The sequence below is a fragment of the Leminorella grimontii ATCC 33999 = DSM 5078 genome (assembly GCF_000439085.1).
In the GTDB taxonomy this organism is placed as follows: Bacteria; Pseudomonadota; Gammaproteobacteria; order Enterobacterales; family Enterobacteriaceae; genus Leminorella; species Leminorella grimontii.
Map to the genome: position 1 here is coordinate 78,057 of NZ_AUUA01000008.1, position 19,223 is coordinate 97,279.

General features: G+C 55.8%; 15 protein-coding genes. 10 read left to right on the plus strand and 5 right to left on the minus strand.

Annotated elements, in window-relative coordinates; all coding sequences use genetic code 11:
* Nucleotides 1-32 precede the first annotated feature (32 nt).
* The 5 genes from accC to G544_RS0112100 all read right to left on the minus strand — a co-directional run bounded on the left by accC (nucleotide 33) and on the right by G544_RS0112100 (nucleotide 4,981).
* Complete coding sequence (accC, locus tag G544_RS0112080) at nucleotides 33-1,388, minus strand: acetyl-CoA carboxylase biotin carboxylase subunit (protein WP_036024017.1); 1,356 nt, start codon at nucleotides 1,386-1,388, stop codon at nucleotides 33-35.
* Between the two features lie 24 nt (nucleotides 1,389-1,412).
* Nucleotides 1,413-1,874 carry an acetyl-CoA carboxylase biotin carboxyl carrier protein gene (gene accB / locus G544_RS0112085; protein ID WP_027274848.1) on the minus strand — a complete coding sequence of 154 codons (462 nt, stop codon included), beginning with the start codon at nucleotides 1,872-1,874 and terminating at the stop codon, nucleotides 1,413-1,415.
* 40 nt (nucleotides 1,875-1,914) lie between these two features.
* Nucleotides 1,915-2,358 (minus strand): type II 3-dehydroquinate dehydratase, encoded by a 444-nt coding sequence (gene aroQ, locus G544_RS0112090; RefSeq protein ID WP_027274849.1) that lies wholly within the window; start codon nucleotides 2,356-2,358, stop codon nucleotides 1,915-1,917.
* A gap of 470 nt (nucleotides 2,359-2,828) precedes the next feature.
* Nucleotides 2,829-3,809: an acrylyl-CoA reductase (NADPH) gene (gene acuI, locus G544_RS0112095; RefSeq protein ID WP_036023958.1), complete on the minus strand. Its 981-nt coding sequence runs from the start codon at nucleotides 3,807-3,809 to the stop codon at nucleotides 2,829-2,831.
* Nucleotides 3,810-4,054: 245 nt separating this feature from the next.
* On the minus strand, nucleotides 4,055-4,981 hold the full coding sequence (locus tag G544_RS0112100; RefSeq protein WP_027274851.1) for a DUF7638 domain-containing protein: 927 nt from the start codon (nucleotides 4,979-4,981) through the stop codon (nucleotides 4,055-4,057).
* 386 nt (nucleotides 4,982-5,367) lie between these two features.
* Here G544_RS0112100 and csrD point away from each other — a divergent pair, with 386 nt between their 5' ends.
* The 10 genes from csrD (at nucleotide 5,368) to G544_RS0112150 (ending at nucleotide 19,108) form a co-directional block, all read left to right on the plus strand.
* Nucleotides 5,368-7,305, plus strand: coding sequence for an RNase E specificity factor CsrD (gene csrD / locus G544_RS0112105; protein WP_027274852.1), 1,938 nt, complete (start codon nucleotides 5,368-5,370; stop codon nucleotides 7,303-7,305).
* A 268-nt stretch (nucleotides 7,306-7,573) separates the two neighbouring features.
* Nucleotides 7,574-8,617: a rod shape-determining protein MreB gene (gene mreB, locus G544_RS0112110; protein ID WP_027274853.1), complete on the plus strand. Its 1,044-nt coding sequence runs from the start codon at nucleotides 7,574-7,576 to the stop codon at nucleotides 8,615-8,617.
* A gap of 181 nt (nucleotides 8,618-8,798) precedes the next feature.
* Nucleotides 8,799-9,806 (plus strand): rod shape-determining protein MreC, encoded by a 1,008-nt coding sequence (gene mreC / locus G544_RS0112115; protein WP_027274854.1) that lies wholly within the window; start codon nucleotides 8,799-8,801, stop codon nucleotides 9,804-9,806.
* The gene (mreD, locus tag G544_RS0112120; protein WP_027274855.1) at nucleotides 9,803-10,294 is read left to right on the plus strand and encodes a rod shape-determining protein MreD; all 492 of its coding nucleotides are present in this window, start codon (nucleotides 9,803-9,805) and stop codon (nucleotides 10,292-10,294) included. The genes mreC and mreD overlap by 4 nt, the downstream gene beginning before the upstream one ends.
* 7 nt (nucleotides 10,295-10,301) lie before the next feature.
* Nucleotides 10,302-10,901, plus strand: coding sequence for a Maf family protein (locus tag G544_RS0112125; protein WP_027274856.1), 600 nt, complete (start codon nucleotides 10,302-10,304; stop codon nucleotides 10,899-10,901).
* Complete coding sequence (rng, locus tag G544_RS0112130) at nucleotides 10,898-12,367, plus strand: ribonuclease G (RefSeq protein ID WP_027274857.1); 1,470 nt, start codon at nucleotides 10,898-10,900, stop codon at nucleotides 12,365-12,367. The genes G544_RS0112125 and rng overlap by 4 nt, the downstream gene beginning before the upstream one ends.
* Nucleotides 12,368-12,407: 40 nt before the next feature.
* Nucleotides 12,408-16,226 (plus strand): AsmA2 domain-containing protein YhdP, encoded by a 3,819-nt coding sequence (yhdP, locus tag G544_RS0112135; RefSeq protein ID WP_027274858.1) that lies wholly within the window; start codon nucleotides 12,408-12,410, stop codon nucleotides 16,224-16,226.
* Nucleotides 16,226-17,074 (plus strand): deaminated glutathione amidase, encoded by an 849-nt coding sequence (gene nit1, locus G544_RS0112140; RefSeq protein WP_027274859.1) that lies wholly within the window; start codon nucleotides 16,226-16,228, stop codon nucleotides 17,072-17,074. The genes yhdP and nit1 overlap by 1 nt, the downstream gene beginning before the upstream one ends.
* Nucleotides 17,075-17,078: 4 nt before the next feature.
* Nucleotides 17,079-18,524 carry a metalloprotease TldD gene (gene tldD, locus G544_RS0112145; protein ID WP_027274860.1) on the plus strand — a complete coding sequence of 482 codons (1,446 nt, stop codon included), beginning with the start codon at nucleotides 17,079-17,081 and terminating at the stop codon, nucleotides 18,522-18,524.
* An 83-nt stretch (nucleotides 18,525-18,607) separates the two neighbouring features.
* Entirely contained in the window at nucleotides 18,608-19,108 is a 501-nt protein-coding gene (locus G544_RS0112150; protein ID WP_027274861.1) for a DUF1993 domain-containing protein, read from the plus strand.
* Nucleotides 19,109-19,223: the final 115 nt, after the last annotated feature.

Below are 19,223 nucleotides of genomic sequence, written 5' to 3' on the forward strand. Positions count from 1 at the left end.
CCGGCGTTTTAGTCATTACGATTAATCGACAATCACTTCTCGTGCATGCCCAACATTTTTTCCAGATAGTGGATGTTGGTGCCGCCCTTTTCAAAGCCTTTGTCTTCCATAATGCGCATTTGCAGGCTGACGTTGGTTTTGATGCCGTCGATAATCAGCTCGGCCAGCGCGTTTTTCATGCGCGAAATGGCCACCTCGCGGGTTTCCCCGTAGGCGATGAGCTTGCCTATCATTGAGTCATAGTACGGCGGTACGGTATAGCCCGCGTAAATATGAGACTCCCAGCGAATGCCGAAACCGCCCGGCGCGTGGAAGCGGGTAATTTTACCCGGCGACGGCAGGAAGTTGTTCGGATCTTCCGCGTTAATGCGGCACTCGATAGCGTGACCCTTAACGTGAATATCCTGCTGCTTGATAGACAGCTTCTGGCCGTCGGCGACGCGCAGCTGCTCTTTGATAAGGTCAACGCCGGTGATCATCTCGGTGACCGGGTGCTCAACCTGAATACGGGTGTTCATTTCAATGAAATAGAACTCGCCGTTTTCATACAGGAACTCGAACGTACCGGCGCCGCGATAGCCGATTTCAACGCAGGCTTTCGTACAGCGTTCACCGATGCTGCGGCGAACTTCTTCCGTAATGCCGGGCGCCGGCGCTTCTTCCACCACTTTTTGGTGGCGACGCTGCATTGAGCAGTCGCGCTCGGCAAGATAGACCGCGTGGCCCTGGCCGTCCGCCATGACCTGAATTTCGACGTGGCGCGGGTTCTCGAGGAATTTCTCCATGTACACCATGTCGTTGTTGAAAGCAGCTTTCGCTTCCGCACGGGTCATGATGATGGACTCTTCCAGATCCTTTTCATTACGCACGACGCGCATGCCGCGACCGCCGCCGCCGCCAGAGGCTTTGATGATAACCGGATAGCCGATTTGATTGGCCAGTTCGCGGTTTCTCACCATGTCTCCGTCCAGCGGGCCGCCGGAGCCGGGAACGCAGGGAACGCCGGCCTTCTTCATCGCGTTGATAGCGGACACTTTGTCGCCCATCATGCGGATGGTGTCGGCCTTGGGTCCGATAAAGATAAAGCCCGAGCGCTCAACCTGTTCTGCAAAGTCGGCGTTTTCCGACAGGAAGCCGTAGCCAGGGTGAATGGCGTCGGCGCCGGTGATTTCCGCAGCGGCAATCAGCGCAGGAATGTTCAAATAGCTCTTGGTTGACTGAGCGGGACCGATGCATACGGTTTCATCGGCCAGCAGCACGTGCTTTAAGTCACGGTCCGCGCTGGAGTGAACCGCAACGGTTTTGATCCCAAGTTCCTTACAGGCGCGCAGGATGCGTAATGCAATTTCACCGCGGTTTGCAATGACAACTTTTTCAATCTTGCCCATTTTTTTAGACATAAGCTCGCCTCGTTATTCAATGATGACGAGCGGTTCGTCAAACTCCACCGGCTGCCCGCTTTCGAGCAGAATTGCCTTAACGACGCCCGCTTTATCAGCTTCGATTTGGTTCATCATTTTCATCGCTTCAACGATGCACAGCGTATCGCCGACGGCAACGGTCTGACCGACTTCGATAAAGGCCTTGGCGTCCGGGCTCGGCGTACGGTAGAAGGTGCCTACCATCGGTGAGCGTACGACGTGGCCGCTGATGGCCGCGGGCGCGGCTTCAACCACTGCCGCTGCGGGCGCTGAAGGCTGAGCCATAGGCGCAGGTTGAACGGCGGCGAACTGCTGTACGGGAGCCGGAACGTAGCTGCCAGCTACGGGGCCGCGGCTGATGCGAACGGACTCTTCTCCCTCGGAGATTTCCAGCTCGTTGATGCCAGATTCTTCAACCAGTTCGATCAGCTTTTTAATCTTACGAATATCCATAGGTGTGATTCCGTATTCTCTTGTGTTTGAATGGAAAACGTTATTGCAAACGGCGGGCTGCCGCCTGCAGGGCAAAGTCATAACCGTCTGCGCCGAGACCACAGATGACGCCGACCGCAATATCTGAAAGATAAGAGTGGTGTCTGAATGGCTCCCGGGCGTGAACGTTAGACAGGTGTATTTCTATAAAGGGGATACTGACCGCCAGCAGCGCGTCCCGTAGGGCTACGCTGGTGTGAGTGAAGGCGGCCGGATTGATAAGAATGAAGTCTACCGAACCGCGCGCCTGATGGACGGCATCAATCAGCTCATGCTCGGCGTTAGACTGTAAGTGGGAGAAGGCAAAACCCATACGCGCGGATTCGCCGGCAAGGCGATTAACAATATCCGTCAGCGTGGTATGACCATATTTATCGGGTTCGCGCGTCCCCAACAGGTTCAGGTTGGGGCCGTTTAACAGCAAAATGTGCGCTTTTTTCGTCATTGTGCTGACATCTCCGGCAATAAGAAACTAATCGCTAAAAATAACTCGATGCGTTCCAATTGTCACCTTTCTTATGCATGAAATTGGCCTGAGCCGCGAATTAAAGTGCGCCATTATAACGATATCGCCGAAATTAGCAGCTTTTTACTGGTCTTATCAGCGAAGATTTGTGGCGAAGCTTTAAGCGCCGGTCCGTCAAGCATGTTATCAATCGGTAAAAAATGTTGATTTATCTGTGAGTTAACCAGAGGTTATCATTTTTGCGGTTGCTTACATTTCCCGTTAATTATTATACAAGGCTGTTCAATTTCCATTTAGAACGCCGCTTTTTTAGGAAGTTCGCACTTTAAGATAAACGTTTCAGCTTTTGTGATCGCGAGCGCTGATAAAACGACATCTGTACAAGCGTGTTAGTTAAGAAAGCCCCTCTGTTTATGCACCGGGGGGTGATAAAAGAGGGGCTAAAGGCATTAACGAACGTTGACCAGCACGCGTCCGGTAATTTTTCCATCCAGCAGGTTGTTGGCTGATTTAACAACGTCGTCCAGGCCAATTTCGCTGGTTGCGCGCTGATAGAAGCTTTCCGGCAGCAGTTCGCTCAGGCGCTGCCACGCTTTCAGGCGGCGATCCTGCGGCGTCATGACGGAGTCGACGCCCTGAAGGCGGACGTTTCGCAAAATGAACGGCATTACGGTGGTCGGCAGTTGGAATCCGCCCGCCAGCCCGCAGGCGGCAACGGTTGCGCCATAGTTCATTTGGGCTATTACTTTGGCCAGAATAGGGCCGCCGACGACGTCGACGGCGCCGGCCCAGCGCTGCTTCTCCAACGGCTTTGCCGGCTCTTCGAAGCTGTCGCGCTCAAGAACCAGATTCGCGCCGAGAGAAAGCAGGTATTCAGCGTTGTGCAGCCGACCGCTGACGGCGGATACCTGATATCCCAGCTTGTGCAGCAGCGCAACGGCGACGCTGCCGACTCCGCCGCTGGCGCCGGTCACCAGAACTTCGCCGCTTTGAGGCGTAACGCCGCCGTCTTCCAGCGCCATTACGCACAGCATGGCCGTCAGCCCTGCCGTACCGATAATCATGGATTTACGCTGATCCAAGCCTTCGGGAATGGGGATAAGCCAGTCGCCGTTAACCCGCGCCTGCTGCGCCAGGCCGCCCCAGCGGGTTTCGCCAACGCCGAAGCCGGTAAGCAGAACGCTTTGGCCGGGGCGAAAGCGGGGGTCTTCGCTGGTTTGTACCGTACCGGCGAAGTCGATGCCCGGCACCATCGGAAAGTCGCGAATAATTTTGCCTTTGCCGGTAATGGCCAGCGCATCTTTATAGTTGATGCTGGACCAGTTGATGTCGACGACGACGTTGCCTTCAGGCAACTGTTCTGGAGTAATGTCTTTTATTTCCCCTTGGATTTGCCCGTCGAGCTGTTCGAGAATGAGTGCTTTGGTCATAGGTTTATGCCTGATAACATTTTGTTAATAAAAGAAATGTGTCCGTCGCTTTTGAAGCACGGTACCCTGAAGCTTTTTAAAACGCGCTGAGCGTAAGTGTATAAAATTGCTTTATTATCGCTGCATTATTCGCTTTTGTTATTACAGAAGCAATGCTCTGTGCAGCGTCGCCAAGCTACGGCTAGGTAAAGAATACTTGCTTTTACCCACTCATGAGGCGAAAAGAGCGGAAAATGCGCCCTTGCTCAAACTTCGCGTTTTTCGTCGGTGAAAAGAATGCGAACGTAGTCACTGTCGCGCGAGTCCATATCGCCCAAATAGCATCGAAGGCTTTCAGGAACGGCCAGATAGGCCTTGCGAAGTTCTTCTCGCCAGTAATCACTGGTATTTTCCAGATACTGATAGTAAACGTCTCGGCAGCGCTGAAGGCGATCTTTACCGTTGAGCTTTTCATAAATGACGTCCAGTTCTTCTAGCTTATCGCTCAGCAACTCGGTATATCCGTCTTTGTCGGCGGCAAAGGTCAAAACGCCCAGTTCACCAATATGTATTTCCGTCGCTTCTGTCAGTTCAGTAAAAAACTCGCCCCGCTGCGCCCGCTGCTTAAATTCGTCCAGCGTCAGCAGAAAGTTAACGTGCGGACAGTCGACCTGTATTTGACCGCTTTTATAAACGACGACGTTGACGAGGTGATTAATCCCCTCTTTGTGCATGAAAAAATAGGACCTTTCGCCGCATTCCGTCTCATAAAACAGTTCCTGGACGACCCGAAACGGCGACGACTTGGCGAAAACCACGCAGCGGCGTTGTTCCCACAGGGCCAGCTCTTGCTCGGTGTAGTAATAAATATTGGCCATTTGCGGGTTGAGCTGCTTGACCTTTTCGGCGATCAGCTCGCAATAGCTTGGCGGCGTGTGCGTCCAGTTCGCGTCGACGATCCGGTAGCTTCCTAATCCGGAAATGGACAGCTCTGCGCCCGTCGGGAGCTGCGTCATCATCCGCAACTTCGGGCTGCCAAACCGTGTCTTGATGCTGTTGAGATCTTCCATCTCCCAAGCGCTTATTCGCCCGTCCTGGTAAATTTCTACGTCGGTATAATAGTAGCCGCCGTTATTTACGATGCCGGCGATCGTCAAACCTTCGATTCTTTCCTTGCGTTCGATCTTGGCCATAGGCTTATTCCCTGTGAAAGCGTGTGATAACCGGCGGCAGCGCCAATCAGAACGTGCTTACTTATTGATTTAATAACGTTATGGTAGCCGCTTTTCTGATGGAAAAAAGAGTGATATGCGTCAGAAAAACACTTCTTTGTAGTTATATCGTGGTGCGATCGGCCAACAAAGAGGCGATTACCTGTTAAAATATACTAAGGCGCAGGAACGTGCTGGTAAAGTCTGCTACTCTTGCATCCTGCTTGCATTTGCTCATGGTGAAGGTAAGCGGGAAAAGGAGCATGGCCCGAGTGGCGGACGGGTTAGCGCTTACGCGTGGGCATAGTTATGCATAGTTATCCCACAACCGATTTTTATTTTTATGCATTTGATAAATCGTTATGGGAATGAGATTCATCGCGAGACTGTCCGTTTTTGTCTCCATACTGGTTTTTCTTACTATGATTTTAGCGCTGCTGACCAGTACGCTGAGCGTCTATTTGGTCGGCGGAAGCAAAATGGCCGACCACTGGCGGCCCCTGATTGAAACAGTGGACAGAGCGTTAACCTATCCTACCCCGGTCATCTATAACTATGGTTTACCTACCGTGATGTCAGCGACGGGAGTGAGCCATCTGGAAGTCAGAGACGATCGGAAAAATTCGATTTATACCCATCAGCTCGATACCCATCGCGATTTCTGGCGCCATTTTCATACCCAAAGCGAGACTGAGATAGCGCTGGAGAAGCATCCGGGATATACGCTGCGTATTACTTACGCTAACCCCATTCTAAGCACCCTGTTTTCACTGCCGTTTTTTTTATCGATGTTAGCCGTGGTTTTGGCGATCGCCATCATCATGTTCTGGTGGATTCGGTGGCTTAAGCGCCAGTTCAAGGGCGTCGAACTGCTGGAGGAGAGGGCGCAGAGAATTTTGTCCGGCGAGCGGGAAGACGTCATGGGGGGTGACGTGCGCGAATGGCCGATTAACGCCAGCGCCGCGCTCGACCGCCTGTTGGCTGACTTAAAAAATATGAGCGAGGAGCGAATTCGGGTTGATAAGCTTATTCGTTCTTTTGCCGCCCAAGATGCCCAAACGGGTCTTAACAACCGCCTGTTTTTCGACAACCAGCTGGCGACGCAGCTGGAGGAGCCTAACGCTCACGGCGTGGTGATGATAGTCCGCCTGCCGGAGCTGGAGCTGCTGCTGGAAGAGTATGGAAAAACGAGGGTCGACGACCTGCTCTACATGCTGGTCAACATGCTGTCGACGTTTATCATGCGCCATCCTGCGGCGCTATTGGCTCGCTATTTCAGCAATGACTTTAGCGTCATCTTGCCCCACCGTTCTCTGAAAGAGGCGGACGCCATAGCCTCTCAGCTGGTTAATGCTATAGACGGCCTACCCCTGCCTTCTAACGTTGAGAAAGAGAGCCTTATTCACATCGGCGTTTGCGCCTATCAGGGCGGGCAGACGCCTGAACAGATTATGGATAACGCGGAACACGCCGCCAGAGCTGCGGTGCTTCAGGGAAGCAACGGCTGGTTTATTTATGAGAATCAGGCTCCGCCTCTGGTCAGAGGCAGCGTTCGCTGGCGCACGCTGTTGGAACAGATGCTGGCGCGCGGCGGGCCTGAGGTATACTACAAGCCGGCGATAACCATAAATAATGAGCTTAACCATCGGGAAATTTTGCTGCGCATCCGCGACGGCGATGAGGAGCTGCAGCCCGCCGAGTTTATGCCGCTGATTCAGCAATTCGGCATGACGGAGCGCTTTGATCGACTGGTGTTGAGCAAAACCCTGCCGCTGTTGAACAGCTGGCCCGAGGATACGATCGCCGTATCGGTTACCGTGGACTCTTTGTTGAAACACTCTTTTCAGGTCTGGCTGCGCGATCACCTGTTGGAAAAAGAAAAATCGGCGCGAAAGCGAATTATATTTGAACTTGCGGAGGCCGACGTCTGTCAATATAACGACCGCTTGCGGCCGGTCGCCAGGCTGCTGTTCGGACTGGGGTGTCGGCTCGGCGTCGTTCAGGCCGGCCTGACGGTGGTCAGTTCGATGTACGTCAAGTCTATGCCGATAGAGGTTATCAAGCTTCACCCTGGGCTTGTGCGCAACATTGACCGGCGTCCTGAAAACCAGCTGTTTGTCGACAGCCTGGTTGCCGCCTGTCAGGAGACGTCGGTTGCGGTAATGGCGGCAAGCGTAAGGACTCGCGCAGAGTGGGAAACGCTGCTTTCTCGCGGGGTTGTCGGCGGACAGGGTGAATTTTTTGCCTCGCCGCAGCCGATACCGGTTTCGAAAGAAAAAAATAGTCGACAAAATCGTCATTTTTAACTCTGAAATGTGCGCGGTTTTCACGTAGAATAGTGCGCCTTGCTTGTCCTTGTTTGGTCTAAGGCCGACTAACGCTGTGCATTGGCCAATATCATCAGGTTAAAAAGTTTAAAGAACGCTTGCCGTCTATCGTTTTAAACGGCATGTGAATCGAGTTCACGCGGGATGCCGGAAAGACGCGCACGCGCCGTTGCGTCTTGTTGCTCCTTCGCGTGGTTGGTAAAGTAGGCGATTCACTTCGCCTCAGCTTGCAGGATTACTCTCAAGAATGTTTAAGAAATTTCGCGGCATGTTTTCCAATGACCTGTCCATCGATTTGGGAACGGCAAATACCCTGATCTACGTTAAGGGACAGGGCATCGTTTTGAATGAACCTTCCGTCGTGGCAATCCGTCAGGATCGCGTCGGCTCACAAAAGAGCGTGGCCGCAGTCGGTCACGAAGCGAAGCAGATGCTGGGCCGTACGCCGGGCAATATTTCCGCTATCCGTCCGATGAAAGACGGCGTTATTGCGGACTTCTTCGTTACCGAAAAAATGCTTCAACACTTTATTCGTCAGGTTCACAGCAACAGCATTCTACGCCCAAGTCCGCGCGTGCTGGTCTGCGTGCCGGTCGGCGCCACTCAGGTTGAGCGTCGCGCCATTCGTGAATCAGCCCAGGGCGCAGGCGCTCGTGAGGTTTATCTGATTGAAGAACCTATGGCGGCCGCGATCGGCGCCGGGTTGCCCGTATCAGAAGCCACAGGCTCCATGGTTGTGGATATCGGCGGCGGTACGACCGAAGTGGCCGTTATCTCTCTTAACGGCGTGGTTTACTCTTCTTCCGTTCGCATCGGCGGCGACCGCTTCGATGAGGCGATCATTAACTACGTGCGCCGCAACTACGGTTCACTTATCGGTGAAGCGACCGCAGAGCGCATCAAGCACGAAATCGGTTCAGCCTATCCGGGCGACGAAGTGCGCGAAATCGAAGTTCGCGGCCGTAACCTGGCCGAGGGCGTGCCGCGCGGCTTTACGCTGAACTCAAACGAGATCCTTGAAGCGCTGCAAGAGCCTCTGGCAGGCATCGTCAGCGCGGTGATGGTAGCGCTGGAACAGTGCCCGCCGGAGCTTGCCTCCGACATCTCCGAACGCGGCATGGTGTTGACCGGCGGCGGCGCGCTGCTGCGCAATCTCGATCGTCTGCTGATGGAAGAAACCGGTATTCCGGTGGTTGTCGGCGAAGATCCTCTGACCTGTGTGGCCCGCGGCGGCGGCAAGGCATTGGAAATGATCGATATGCACGGCGGCGATCTGTTTAGCGAAGACTGATCCCGCGTACGCCTCATGACAGCGAATGCGCCTTATTCAGCGTCGGACTTTAGGTTCTTCCGTTTATTGAACCTGCCGAACTGGGGAGGCGCTTCTGTCCTTTTTAGGAGCGACAGAATCCGGTTGTCCCTGCCGAAGGAGCCTCGCGCTTCTTCATATCGACAAGGATAATGCCAACTATATGAAGCCTATTTTCAGCAGAGGGCCGTCTCTACAGCTACGCCTTATTCTGGCCGTCGTTTTGGCGGTTAGTCTGATTATTGTCGACAGCAAGCTTGGCGTATTTTCCAAAGTGCGCAGCTATCTTGATACGGCGGTAAGCCCTTTCTTTTTTGTGGCGAACGCGCCGCGCGACGTTCTTGACGGCGTTTCTGACACTCTGGCTTCAAGGGAGGAGCTGAAGAGTGAGAATCAGCGGTTGCGCCAAGAGCTGCTGTTAAGGAGCAGCGATCTGCAGCTGCTTGGGCAACTCAGACAGGAAAACAACCGGCTGCGCGAGCTGCTCGGTTCTCCACTGCGCGGCGACGAGCACAAGATGATTACTCAGGTGCTGTCGACCGAATCGGATCCTTACAGCTATCAGGTCGTTATCGATAAAGGCTTTCAGGACGGCGTTTATGAAGGCCAACCGGTTATTAACGATAAGGGCGTCGTCGGGCAGGTCGTTGCCGTCGCTAGAAATACCAGCCGGGTCTTATTAATCTGCGATACGTCCCATTCTCTTCCTATTCAGGTGTTGCGTAACGATATTCGCGTCATCGCCATGGGCGCGGGCTGCACGGAAGATCTTCAGCTTGAATATTTACCGCGCGACATCGATATTCGCGTGGGTGACGTGCTGGTGACTTCAGGCTTAGGCGGCCGTTTCCCGGAGGGTTATCCGGTGGCGGTTGTTTCATCCGTGGCCATCGACGACCAGCGCGCCAGCACCGTCATTCAGGCGCACCCGACGGTCGCTCTTCAGCGCCTGCGCTATCTCCTCCTGCTTTGGCCTACCGATCGCGACGGCAATCAGCCGCTGCCGCCGGAAGAGGTTCGGCGCATCGCCAAAGAGCGCCTGCGCCAGATGATGCCGCAGGTTTTACCGCCGGAATCCGAGCCGCCGACTCCGCCGTCCAACGCGACGCCGCCTTCCGCCGTACCGTCGCCGACGACTGCGCCAGCTCAGCCTAACCGAGGGGCGCGATGAGCAGCAGCTATCACGGATCCGGGCGTTGGATTGTTTGGTTCTCCTTTATTCTGGCTCTGGTGCTGCAAACCATGCCGTGGCCGGAAGAGCTGTATCTGTTTCGCCCCTCCTGGGTCATGCTAATTCTGGTTTATTGGGTCATGGCGCTGCCGCACAGGATAAACGTCGGCACCGCCTTTATTTTAGGGCTGCTTTGCGATCTGACGCTAGGGGCGACGCTCGGCGTACGGGGGCTGGCGTTGGGCATTGTCGCTTACGTCGTCGCGTTTCGCTGTCAGCTGCTGCGCAATCTCGCCCTGTGGCAGCAGGCGCTGATTGTGGTGCTGCTGTCGCTAGTGATGGAGGTGATCGTGTTCTGGGCTGAGTTCTCCGTTCACAACGTTGCCTTCAGGCCGGAAATATTGTGGAAAAGCCTGATTAACGGCCTGCTTTGGCCGTGGCTTTTTCTGTTAATGCGTAAAATACGTCGGCGCTTCGCCGTTAGATGAGGGCTGCATGACGCCGTCGATTTACCTCGCTTCCGCCTCTCCGCGCCGCCGCGAGCTGCTGGGGCTTTTGAACCTCTCTTTTGAACGATTGAGCACTGACGTTGAAGAGCGCCGGGAAGCCGGCGAGTCGCCGTTGGATTACGTATGCCGCCTGGCCAAGAGTAAGGCGCAGGCCGGCGTGGCGGTAGCCGAGCGGGATTGGCCGGTGCTGGGCGCCGACACCATCGTCGTTTTGGACAGCGAGGTGCTGGAGAAGCCCCAGAGCGAAGAGGACGCCGCCAGGATGCTTCGCGCGCTTTCTGCCCGCCAGCATCAGGTTATAACGGCAATTGCATTTGCGAATCAACGGCATGTGATGTGCTACTCTGTCACAACTGAAGTGACCTTTTGCCGCCTGAGCGAGCAGGACATCGCGGCGTATATCGCCAGCGGCGAGCCAATGGATAAAGCCGGGGCTTACGGCATTCAAGGATTGGGCGGCGCGTTCGTCCGTTCGATTAACGGCAGCTATCACGCGGTGGTAGGCCTGCCGCTGGTTGAAACTCGTGAGCTGCTCGACGCGTTTTTGCAGTCGCAGGCCAAGCCCCAAAATCAGGAGCCAACATGACGGCAGAACTTTTGGTTAACGTTACCCCTTCAGAAACCCGCGTAGCCTTTATTGAGGGCGGCATTCTGCAAGAGGTGCATATCGATCGCGAATCCAAGCGCGGCATCGTGGGCAATATTTATAAAGGCCGGGTCAGCCGAGTGCTGCCGGGAATGCAGGCGGCCTTTATCGATATTGGTCTTGATAAAGCCGCCTTTCTTCACGCTTCAGACATTATGCCGCATACGGAATGCATTGCGGATACTGAGCAAAAGCAGTTTCACGTCCGAGACATCACTGAACTTGTGCGTCAGGGCCAGGATTTGGTTGTGCAGGTAGTGAAAGACCCGCTGGGCACTAAGGGCGCTCGCCTGACGACCGATATTACGCTGCCTTCGCGCTATCTGGTTTTTATGCCCGGAGCGGCTCACGTTGGCGTATCTCAGCGCATCGACAGCGAAGAAGAGCGTGAGCGGCTTAAGGGTATCGTCGCCGAATACTGTGACGAGCATGGCGGGTTTATCATCCGTACGGCGGCGGAAGGCGTCGGTTCCGAAGAGCTGGCGCAGGACGCGGCCTTTTTAAAGCGCCTGTGGAATAAAATCATGGAGCGCAAGAGCCGCAGCGGCACTAAGAATATGCTGTACGGCGAGCTGGCGCTAACCCAGCGCGTGCTGCGCGACTTTGTCGGTGAATCGTTGGACCGGATCCGGGTTGACTCCCGCCTGACCTACGACTCTCTGGTTGAGTTTACCGCCGAGTTTATGCCCCAGGTAACCAACAAGCTTGAGCGCTATACCGGCAAGCAGCCGATCTTCGATCTGTACGACGTGGAGAACGAGATTCAGCGGGCGATGGATCGCAAGGTCGAGCTTAAGTCCGGCGGCTATCTGATCATCGACCAGACCGAGGCCATGACTACCATCGATATTAATACCGGTGCGTTTGTCGGCCACCGCAATCTGGATGAAACCATCTTCAACACCAACATTGAGGCAACGCACGCGATCGCGCGCCAGCTCAGGTTGCGCAATCTGGGCGGCATCATCATCATCGACTTTATCGATATGGCCAATGAGGATCACCGTCGCCGCGTTCTGCACTCTCTCGAACAGTCGCTGTCTAAAGACAGGGCCAAGACCAGCGTTAACGACTTTTCTGCTCTGGGGCTGGTGGAAATGACCCGCAAACGTACGCGGGAGAGCCTGGAACACGTGCTCTGCGGCGAATGCCCGAGCTGCCGGGGCCGTGGGCGCGTGAAGACGGTGGAAACCGTCTGCTATGAAATTCTGCGTGAAATCGTCCGCGTTCACCACGCCTACGATGCCGATCGCTTCCTGGTCTATGCGTCTCCCGACGTGGGGGAAGCGCTCAAGAGCGAAGAGTCTTATTCCGTGGCGGAAGTCGAACTCTTCGTCGGAAAACAGGTTAAAATTCAAGTAGAGCCGCTGTACAACAGAGAACAGTTTGACGTCGTTATGATGTAGCGATGGAGTAGTTGCTGGGGGCGTTGTGAGGGGAGGAAGGATGGGGCGAAGCAGTCGCATAGTGTTGAGAATAGCCGTTGCGCTTTTAGTGCTGCTGACGCTGGCCGTCGGCGCTCTGCGCTTTATGCTTCCTCGCATTAATGACTACCGCGAGCCCATTCTCGCCACCGTCTCGGACATGACCGGTATCCCGACTCGCATCGAGCATATGGAAGGGAAATGGGAGATGTTTGGCCCAACCCTCGACCTGCGCGAACTTTCTTTACAGACCGACGTTGGCGAGGTCCGCGTCGACCGCGTCACGGTGGCGCTCGACGTTTGGGCCTCTTTGGTTAACTTCCGCTGGCAGTTTCGCGATCTGACCTTTTATCGCGTACAGGGCGCCTTGAACTATACGGTAGGCCAGTCCCAGAGCGACGATGGGCGTGAGCCTACCGGAAGCGCCACGCTCAAGAATATTTTCCTTAAGCAGTTTGACCACTTTATCCTGCTCGACAGCCAACTCTCCTTTCTGGGCGCCTCCGGCGAGCGCATTTCTCTGGCCATTCCAAGGCTGAACTGGCTTAACGACCGCAAGCGCCATCGCGCGGAAGGGCAGGTCAGCGTATCAACGGAGAACGGCCCTAACGGCCTGCTGAAGGTTCGCTTTAACCTGCGCGACGAGGCGGATCTGATGGATAACGGGACCGTTTATCTTCAGGCGGATAACGTTAACGTGCTGCCGTGGCTCAGCCACTGGTTTAAGACCAATACCGGTTTTGACGATGCGCGATTCAGTCTGGAAGCGTGGCTGTCCGTTAAGGCCAGTCAGATTGACGGAGGCGCTCTGCTGCTCAGCCAGGGGCGCGCCGACTGGCATAAAGGGGATGATTTGCACCGGCTGGACGTTGAGAAGCTGGCGGTTTACGTCAAACGACAGGGCGACGGATGGCGTCTGGACGCGCCGGCGTTGAATCTAAAAACCGACGGCCATGCGTGGGCAAAGGGCGGACGGGTTAGCCTGTTCTGGCAGCCAGAGAACCCCAGCCTTCAGGGGGAAGAAGGTGAATCAATGCTTCGGATCCGTGCGGCTAAGCTGGATCTGGAAAGCATTAACCCACTGCTGCCGATGTTTAGCTTCCTGCAGCCTGACGCGCTTGACGCCTGGCTACAGATTCGGCCAAAGGGCAATCTGGAACGGCTAGCGCTGGACATTCCCCTGAGTACGCCGGAAAAAATCCGCTTTGAAGGCCGTTGGGAAAACGCCAGCTGGCAGCCTTGGAAACATATTCCAGGAGGCGATCGCGCCGAGTTTGAGGTGGCGGGAAGCGCTGCGGGAGGAACGGTTGGGGTGCGTCTCGATCAAAGTACGCTGCCCTACGACGAGATGTTCCGCGCACCGCTCATCGTCAACAGTGCCAACGCCTCCATTCACTGGTTAAACGATGAGCATGAGTTCAGGCTTTGGGGCGATAACATTGACATTCAGGCCAAGTCCGTATGGGCTAACGGCAGCTTCAGCTACCGTCAGGGTGGCGACGATGCGCCTTGGTTAAGCATTTTGGCCGGAATCAGGGCATATGACGCAGGCGACGCCTGGCGCTATTTCCCTGAGCCGTTGATGGGTACCCCGCTGGTTGACTACCTTTCTTCCGCCATCGTTGCCGGCAAGTCCGACAACGCGACGCTTATTTTTAACGGCGATCCGCATCATTTCCCCTATCCGCACAACGACGGGCTGTTTGAGGTCTATGCTCCGCTGACGGACGCGGTATTCAAGTTTCAGCCGACCTGGCAGCCGCTCAGCGATATGACCATCAACCTGAATTTCATTAACAGCGGCCTGTGGATGCACTCGCCGTCGGCAATGCTGGGTAAAGTCAAAGGCACTGACATTGACGCCGTTATCGCCGACTTCCATAAAGGGCAGTTGGACATTAACGCCAAGGTTAACGGTCAGGGGCCGGACGTGCGGGACTACCTAAAGCAGTCTCCGCTCAAAGATACCGTCGGCTCGGCGCTGGATGAAATTGACGTCGGCGGCGAGGTTAACGGACGCTTGCGTTTGGATATCCCGCTGGACGGTGAGCAGGCCCACGCCAGCGGTGAGATAGACCTCAAAGATAACCGCCTGCACATTAAGCCTATCGACAGCATCATGGAGAAAGTAAGCGGTCGCTTCCGTTTCGACGACGGTAACCTCAGTAGCGAAAGGATGAGCGCCGAGTGGTTTAATCAGCCCATAGGCCTGAATTTCTCCACCCGTCAGGGCGCGAAAGATTATGCGGTTCAGGTTGGCATCGACGGAAACTGGGCGGTAGCCCAGCTGCCGTGGCTGCCAGTGGACGCCGCGAAGCAGCTTTCCGGCAGTGCCCGCTGGAAAAGCGACGTTAACATCACGCTGCCGGAAAAGGGACGCCCCAGGTATGACGTCGCGTTAAGCGGCGACCTTAACGGAGTAAGCAGTCGCTTACCTGCGCCCTTGAGCAAGCGCAGCGGCAGCGTGCTGCCGGTGACGCTGAAGGCAAAGGGAGATACGGTTGGATTTGATCTACAGGGGCTCATTGCCGGCAATCAGGCGATAAACAGCCGATGGACGCTGGGGAAAAATCAGGTTCAGCTCACCCGATTTGCCTGGCGAATGAACAGCAAAAAGACGCCGGAGCTGCCTTCTGACGCCCGTTTAGACATACAGTTACCCGCCGTAGACGGCGAGCGCCTGTTGGGACTGCTGTCGCCGCTGTCCGGTTCGGACGGCAAAGAGAGCGCTGTCGCGGCCAAGTTTACTCTGCCGTCGCGCTGGGTGATCCATTCGCCGCAGCTTGAGCTTGCGGGGCAATACTGGCGCGATCTTACGGTAGACGTTAACCGCAGCGCCGGCGCAACCAGCGTCGCGCTCAACGGTAAGGAAATTCGCGCCAGTCTGGCGATGAACGGCAGCCAGCCGTGGCAGGCCGACATTGACTATTTTTACTTTAACCCTAAATCCGATCTGTTTTCGGTTTCCTCAACAAAAAACAAAGGTGCGGGCGCCGCTTTCAACCGTTTCCCTCAGCTTCCCTCTATTGCCGTGCGCTGTAAAGAGTGTTGGGTGGTCGGCCAGCGTTTGGGGGTGGTTAACGCCGATCTGCGCTTTCGGGGCGATAACCTGAGCGTGACGAACGGGCTGGTGGATACCGGTACGACGAAGTTAACCTTTTCTGCCGACTGGCTTCGCTCGCCGGGCGGCTCTGCGACCCGCTTTGACGGTACGCTGTCAGGCAAACGAATCGATCGCAGCATGAATTACTTTGGCGTTTATACGCCGCTGAAAGACGCACCGTTTAACGTCGATTTCGACCTGAACTGGCAGGGGGACCCTTGGTCTCCTCTGGTCGATACGCTCAACGGCGGCGTAACGGCCAAGCTTGGCAAAGGGCAGGTGGACAACGCGGGCGGCGGCCATGCGGGCCAGCTTCTGCGGTTGCTGAGCTTTAACGCACTGTTGCGCAAGCTGCAGTTTGATTTTCGCGATACCTTTGGTAAAGGTTTTTACTTTGATACTATCAGCGGTAGCATCAAGTTAACCAACGGTGTGGCAAAAACCGACAACCTGTTGGTTGACGGACTGTCAGCGGACATCGCGATTGACGGTGATATTGACTTCGTTAATCGCCGCCTGGGCCTTAACGCCGTGGTTGCGCCGGAAATTTCCGGCACCGTTGGCGTAGCGACGGCCTTCGTCGTTAACCCGATAGCCGGCGCGGCGGTGTTTGCCGCAAGCCAAGTGCTGTCGCCGCTGTGGAATAAGATTTCGCTGATACGTTACAGAATTGACGGTGATTTAGATGAGCCTGTCGTGCATGAGGTGCTACGACAGCCAAAGGGAGACTCTAGTTAATGAAAAGCGCCAACGTTGCTTTGTTACAGTTATGCAGTGGGGAAAATATTCGCGCTAACCTGGCGCAGATTGAGCAGCAGATCAAGCAGCTGAAGCCGCACGTCAAGCTGGTGGTGACGCCGGAGAACGCGCTGCTTTTTGCCGATACGCAAACCTACTATAAGCACTCCGAAACCGAAGGGACGGGTCCGCTGCAGGACGCCATCCGTGAAATGGCGGTGCGCTACGGCGTGTGGATTCTGGTGGGCTCGATGCCGCTTATCAGCCGCGAAAACCCTGAGCGTTTAACCGCCAGCAGCCTGCTGTTTGACGATAAGGGCGAGCTGAAGGCGCGCTACGACAAAATGCACATGTTTGATGTGGACGTCGCCGACAGCCACGGCCACTACTGTGAGTCCGATACTTACGACTACGGCCAGCACCTGACCGTGGTGGATACGCCGGTCGGCCGTCTGGGCATGACGATTTGCTACGATCTGCGCTTCCCTGGCCTGTTCCAGGCGCTGCGCGATCGCGGCGCGGACATTATTACCGTTCCCGCCGCCTTTACCCGCGTGACCGGCGAAGCGCACTGGGAGATTCTGCTGCGCGCCCGGGCGATTGAGAACCAGTGCTGGATACTTGCTCCGGCGCAGGTGGGGCGTCACGGCGCTACGCGCCGCACCTGGGGGCATACGATGGCCGTTGATCCGTGGGGCAGCGTGGTGGGCATTAACGCCGATGCGGTCGAGGGCATCAAGGTGCGCGTCGATACCAGCGGGCTGCCGAAGCTGCGCGAGCAAATGCCGCTAATGAAACATAACCGCTTCGAGCCGGTGCTTAAAGCGGTGATAAAAAAAGGTGAGTAACGCAATGAATCTTACTCTGGTCAGTGAGCAGCTGCTTACGGCCAATCGCTTAAGCCATCAGGACCTGTTTGACGTTCTGGGGCAGATGTCTTCACGTCGATTGGACTATGCCGATCTTTACTTTCAGTCCAGCTACCATGAGTCTTGGGTGATTGAAGATCGCATCATTAAAGAGGGTTCCTACAATATCGACAGAGGCGTCGGCGTGCGCGCCGTTCACGGTGAGAAAACCGGCTTTGCCTATGCCGATCAGATAACTCTTCAGGCGCTGATTCAGAGCGCCAACGCCGCCAAAAGCATTGTTAACGACGTCGGCGACGGCAAAACCCACGTGCTCGGCGCGGTGGGCTATGCGCCGCTGTATCCCGCCCTCGACCCGCTGCAAAGCCTGTCGCGTGAGGCAAAAATTGACCTGCTGCACTTGGTCGACAAGACCGCTCGGGCGGAAGACGCCAGGGTGCAGGAAGTTAACGCCAGCCTAAGCGGCGTGTATGAAACGGTGCTGATTGCAGCGACGGACGGCACGCTGGCGGCGGACGTTCGGCCGCTGGTTCGCCTGTCGGTGAGCGTTCTGGTCGAAGAAAACGGCAAGCGCGAGCGCGGCTCCAGCGGCGGCGGCGGTCGGGTTGGCTACGATTACTTCCTTGAGCCGACCTCGGAGGGCGTTCGGGCCGAGGCCTTCGCTCGCGAAGCCGTCCGGCAGGCGCTGGTGAACCTTTCCGCCGTTGCGGCGCCCGCGGGCGCAATGCCGGTCGTGCTCGGTGCCGGTTGGCCGGGCGTTCTGCTGCATGAAGCGGTGGGGCACGGCCTTGAGGGCGACTTTAACCGCAAGGGCGCGTCGGTGTTTAGCGGCCGCATGGGGGAACTCGTCGCGTCTGAGCTCTGTACGGTTGTCGATGACGGTACGCTGTCGGGCCGTCGCGGTTCGCTTTCCGTCGACGATGAGGGCGTTCCCGGTCAGTACAACGTGTTGATTGAGAAGGGCGTACTGAAAGGCTACATGCAGGATAAGCTTAACGCCCGCCTGATGGGGCTTGCGCCCACCGGTAACGGTCGCCGCGAGTCCTACGCCAGCCTGCCGATGCCGCGAATGACCAACACCTATATGCTGGCCGGCGAGTCCACCAGAGACGAGATTATTGAAAGCGTAGACTTTGGTCTGTATGCGCCGAACTTCGGCGGCGGTCAGGTCGATATTACGTCCGGAAAGTTCGTGTTTTCGACGTCTGAAGCCTATCTTATTGAAAATGGCCGCATCACCAAGCCGGTGAAAGGGGCGACTCTGATTGGCTCAGGCATTGAGGCGATGCAGCAAATTTCTATGGTTGGCAACGATCTGGCGCTGGATAAGGGCGTCGGCGTCTGCGGGAAAGAGGGGCAAAGCGTTCCGGTCGGCGTCGGCCAGCCTACGCTGAAGCTTGACAGCCTGACCGTGGGCGGAACCGCCTAAAGAGAGAGGAGTGCCGCCTCTACGAACCTCAGGGGTTCTGCGAGCGCGGCGCGTGGGGTAGTCTGACTTTCAGGAGTGATACGATGAGCTTGTCCTATTATCAGTTGGCAACACAGAGTACGATCCGCGTACTGAACAACCTCGACTTTCTGATGAGCATTGCGACCGCGTTTTGCAAAGAGCGACGCATTGAGGAGCAGGTGCTGCTCAACTCTCGCCTGGCGCCGGACATGTTTCCGCTGGTGCGTCAGGTCCAGCTGGTCAGCGACATGACCAAAAGCTGCGCAGCGCGCCTTGCCGGGCTGGAACCGCCGATTTATGAAGACAACGAGACGACATTCGCCGAGCTTAAGGCGCGGATAGCTAAGACGATTGACTACATTAAATCGCTGGAAGAGAAAGATTTCGCCGACAGCGAATCGCGCCAGATCCAACTGCCTTGGTACGACGAACCGATGCGCGGCGACGTTTTCCTGCTACAGCACGCGCTGCCGAACATCTATTTCCACATTACTACTGCCTATAACATTTTGCGCAACAACGGCGTAGCCGTCGGCAAGCGCGACTATCTGGGCAAAATCTGACGACGTTTGCCGCTCGACTACCGTCGGGCGGTAAAATTATTCTGACTTCACGTTTGCTTCACGCGCTTTACACATAGCCTGATTATTCTGCATATAACGTTTGTTCTATTTGCAG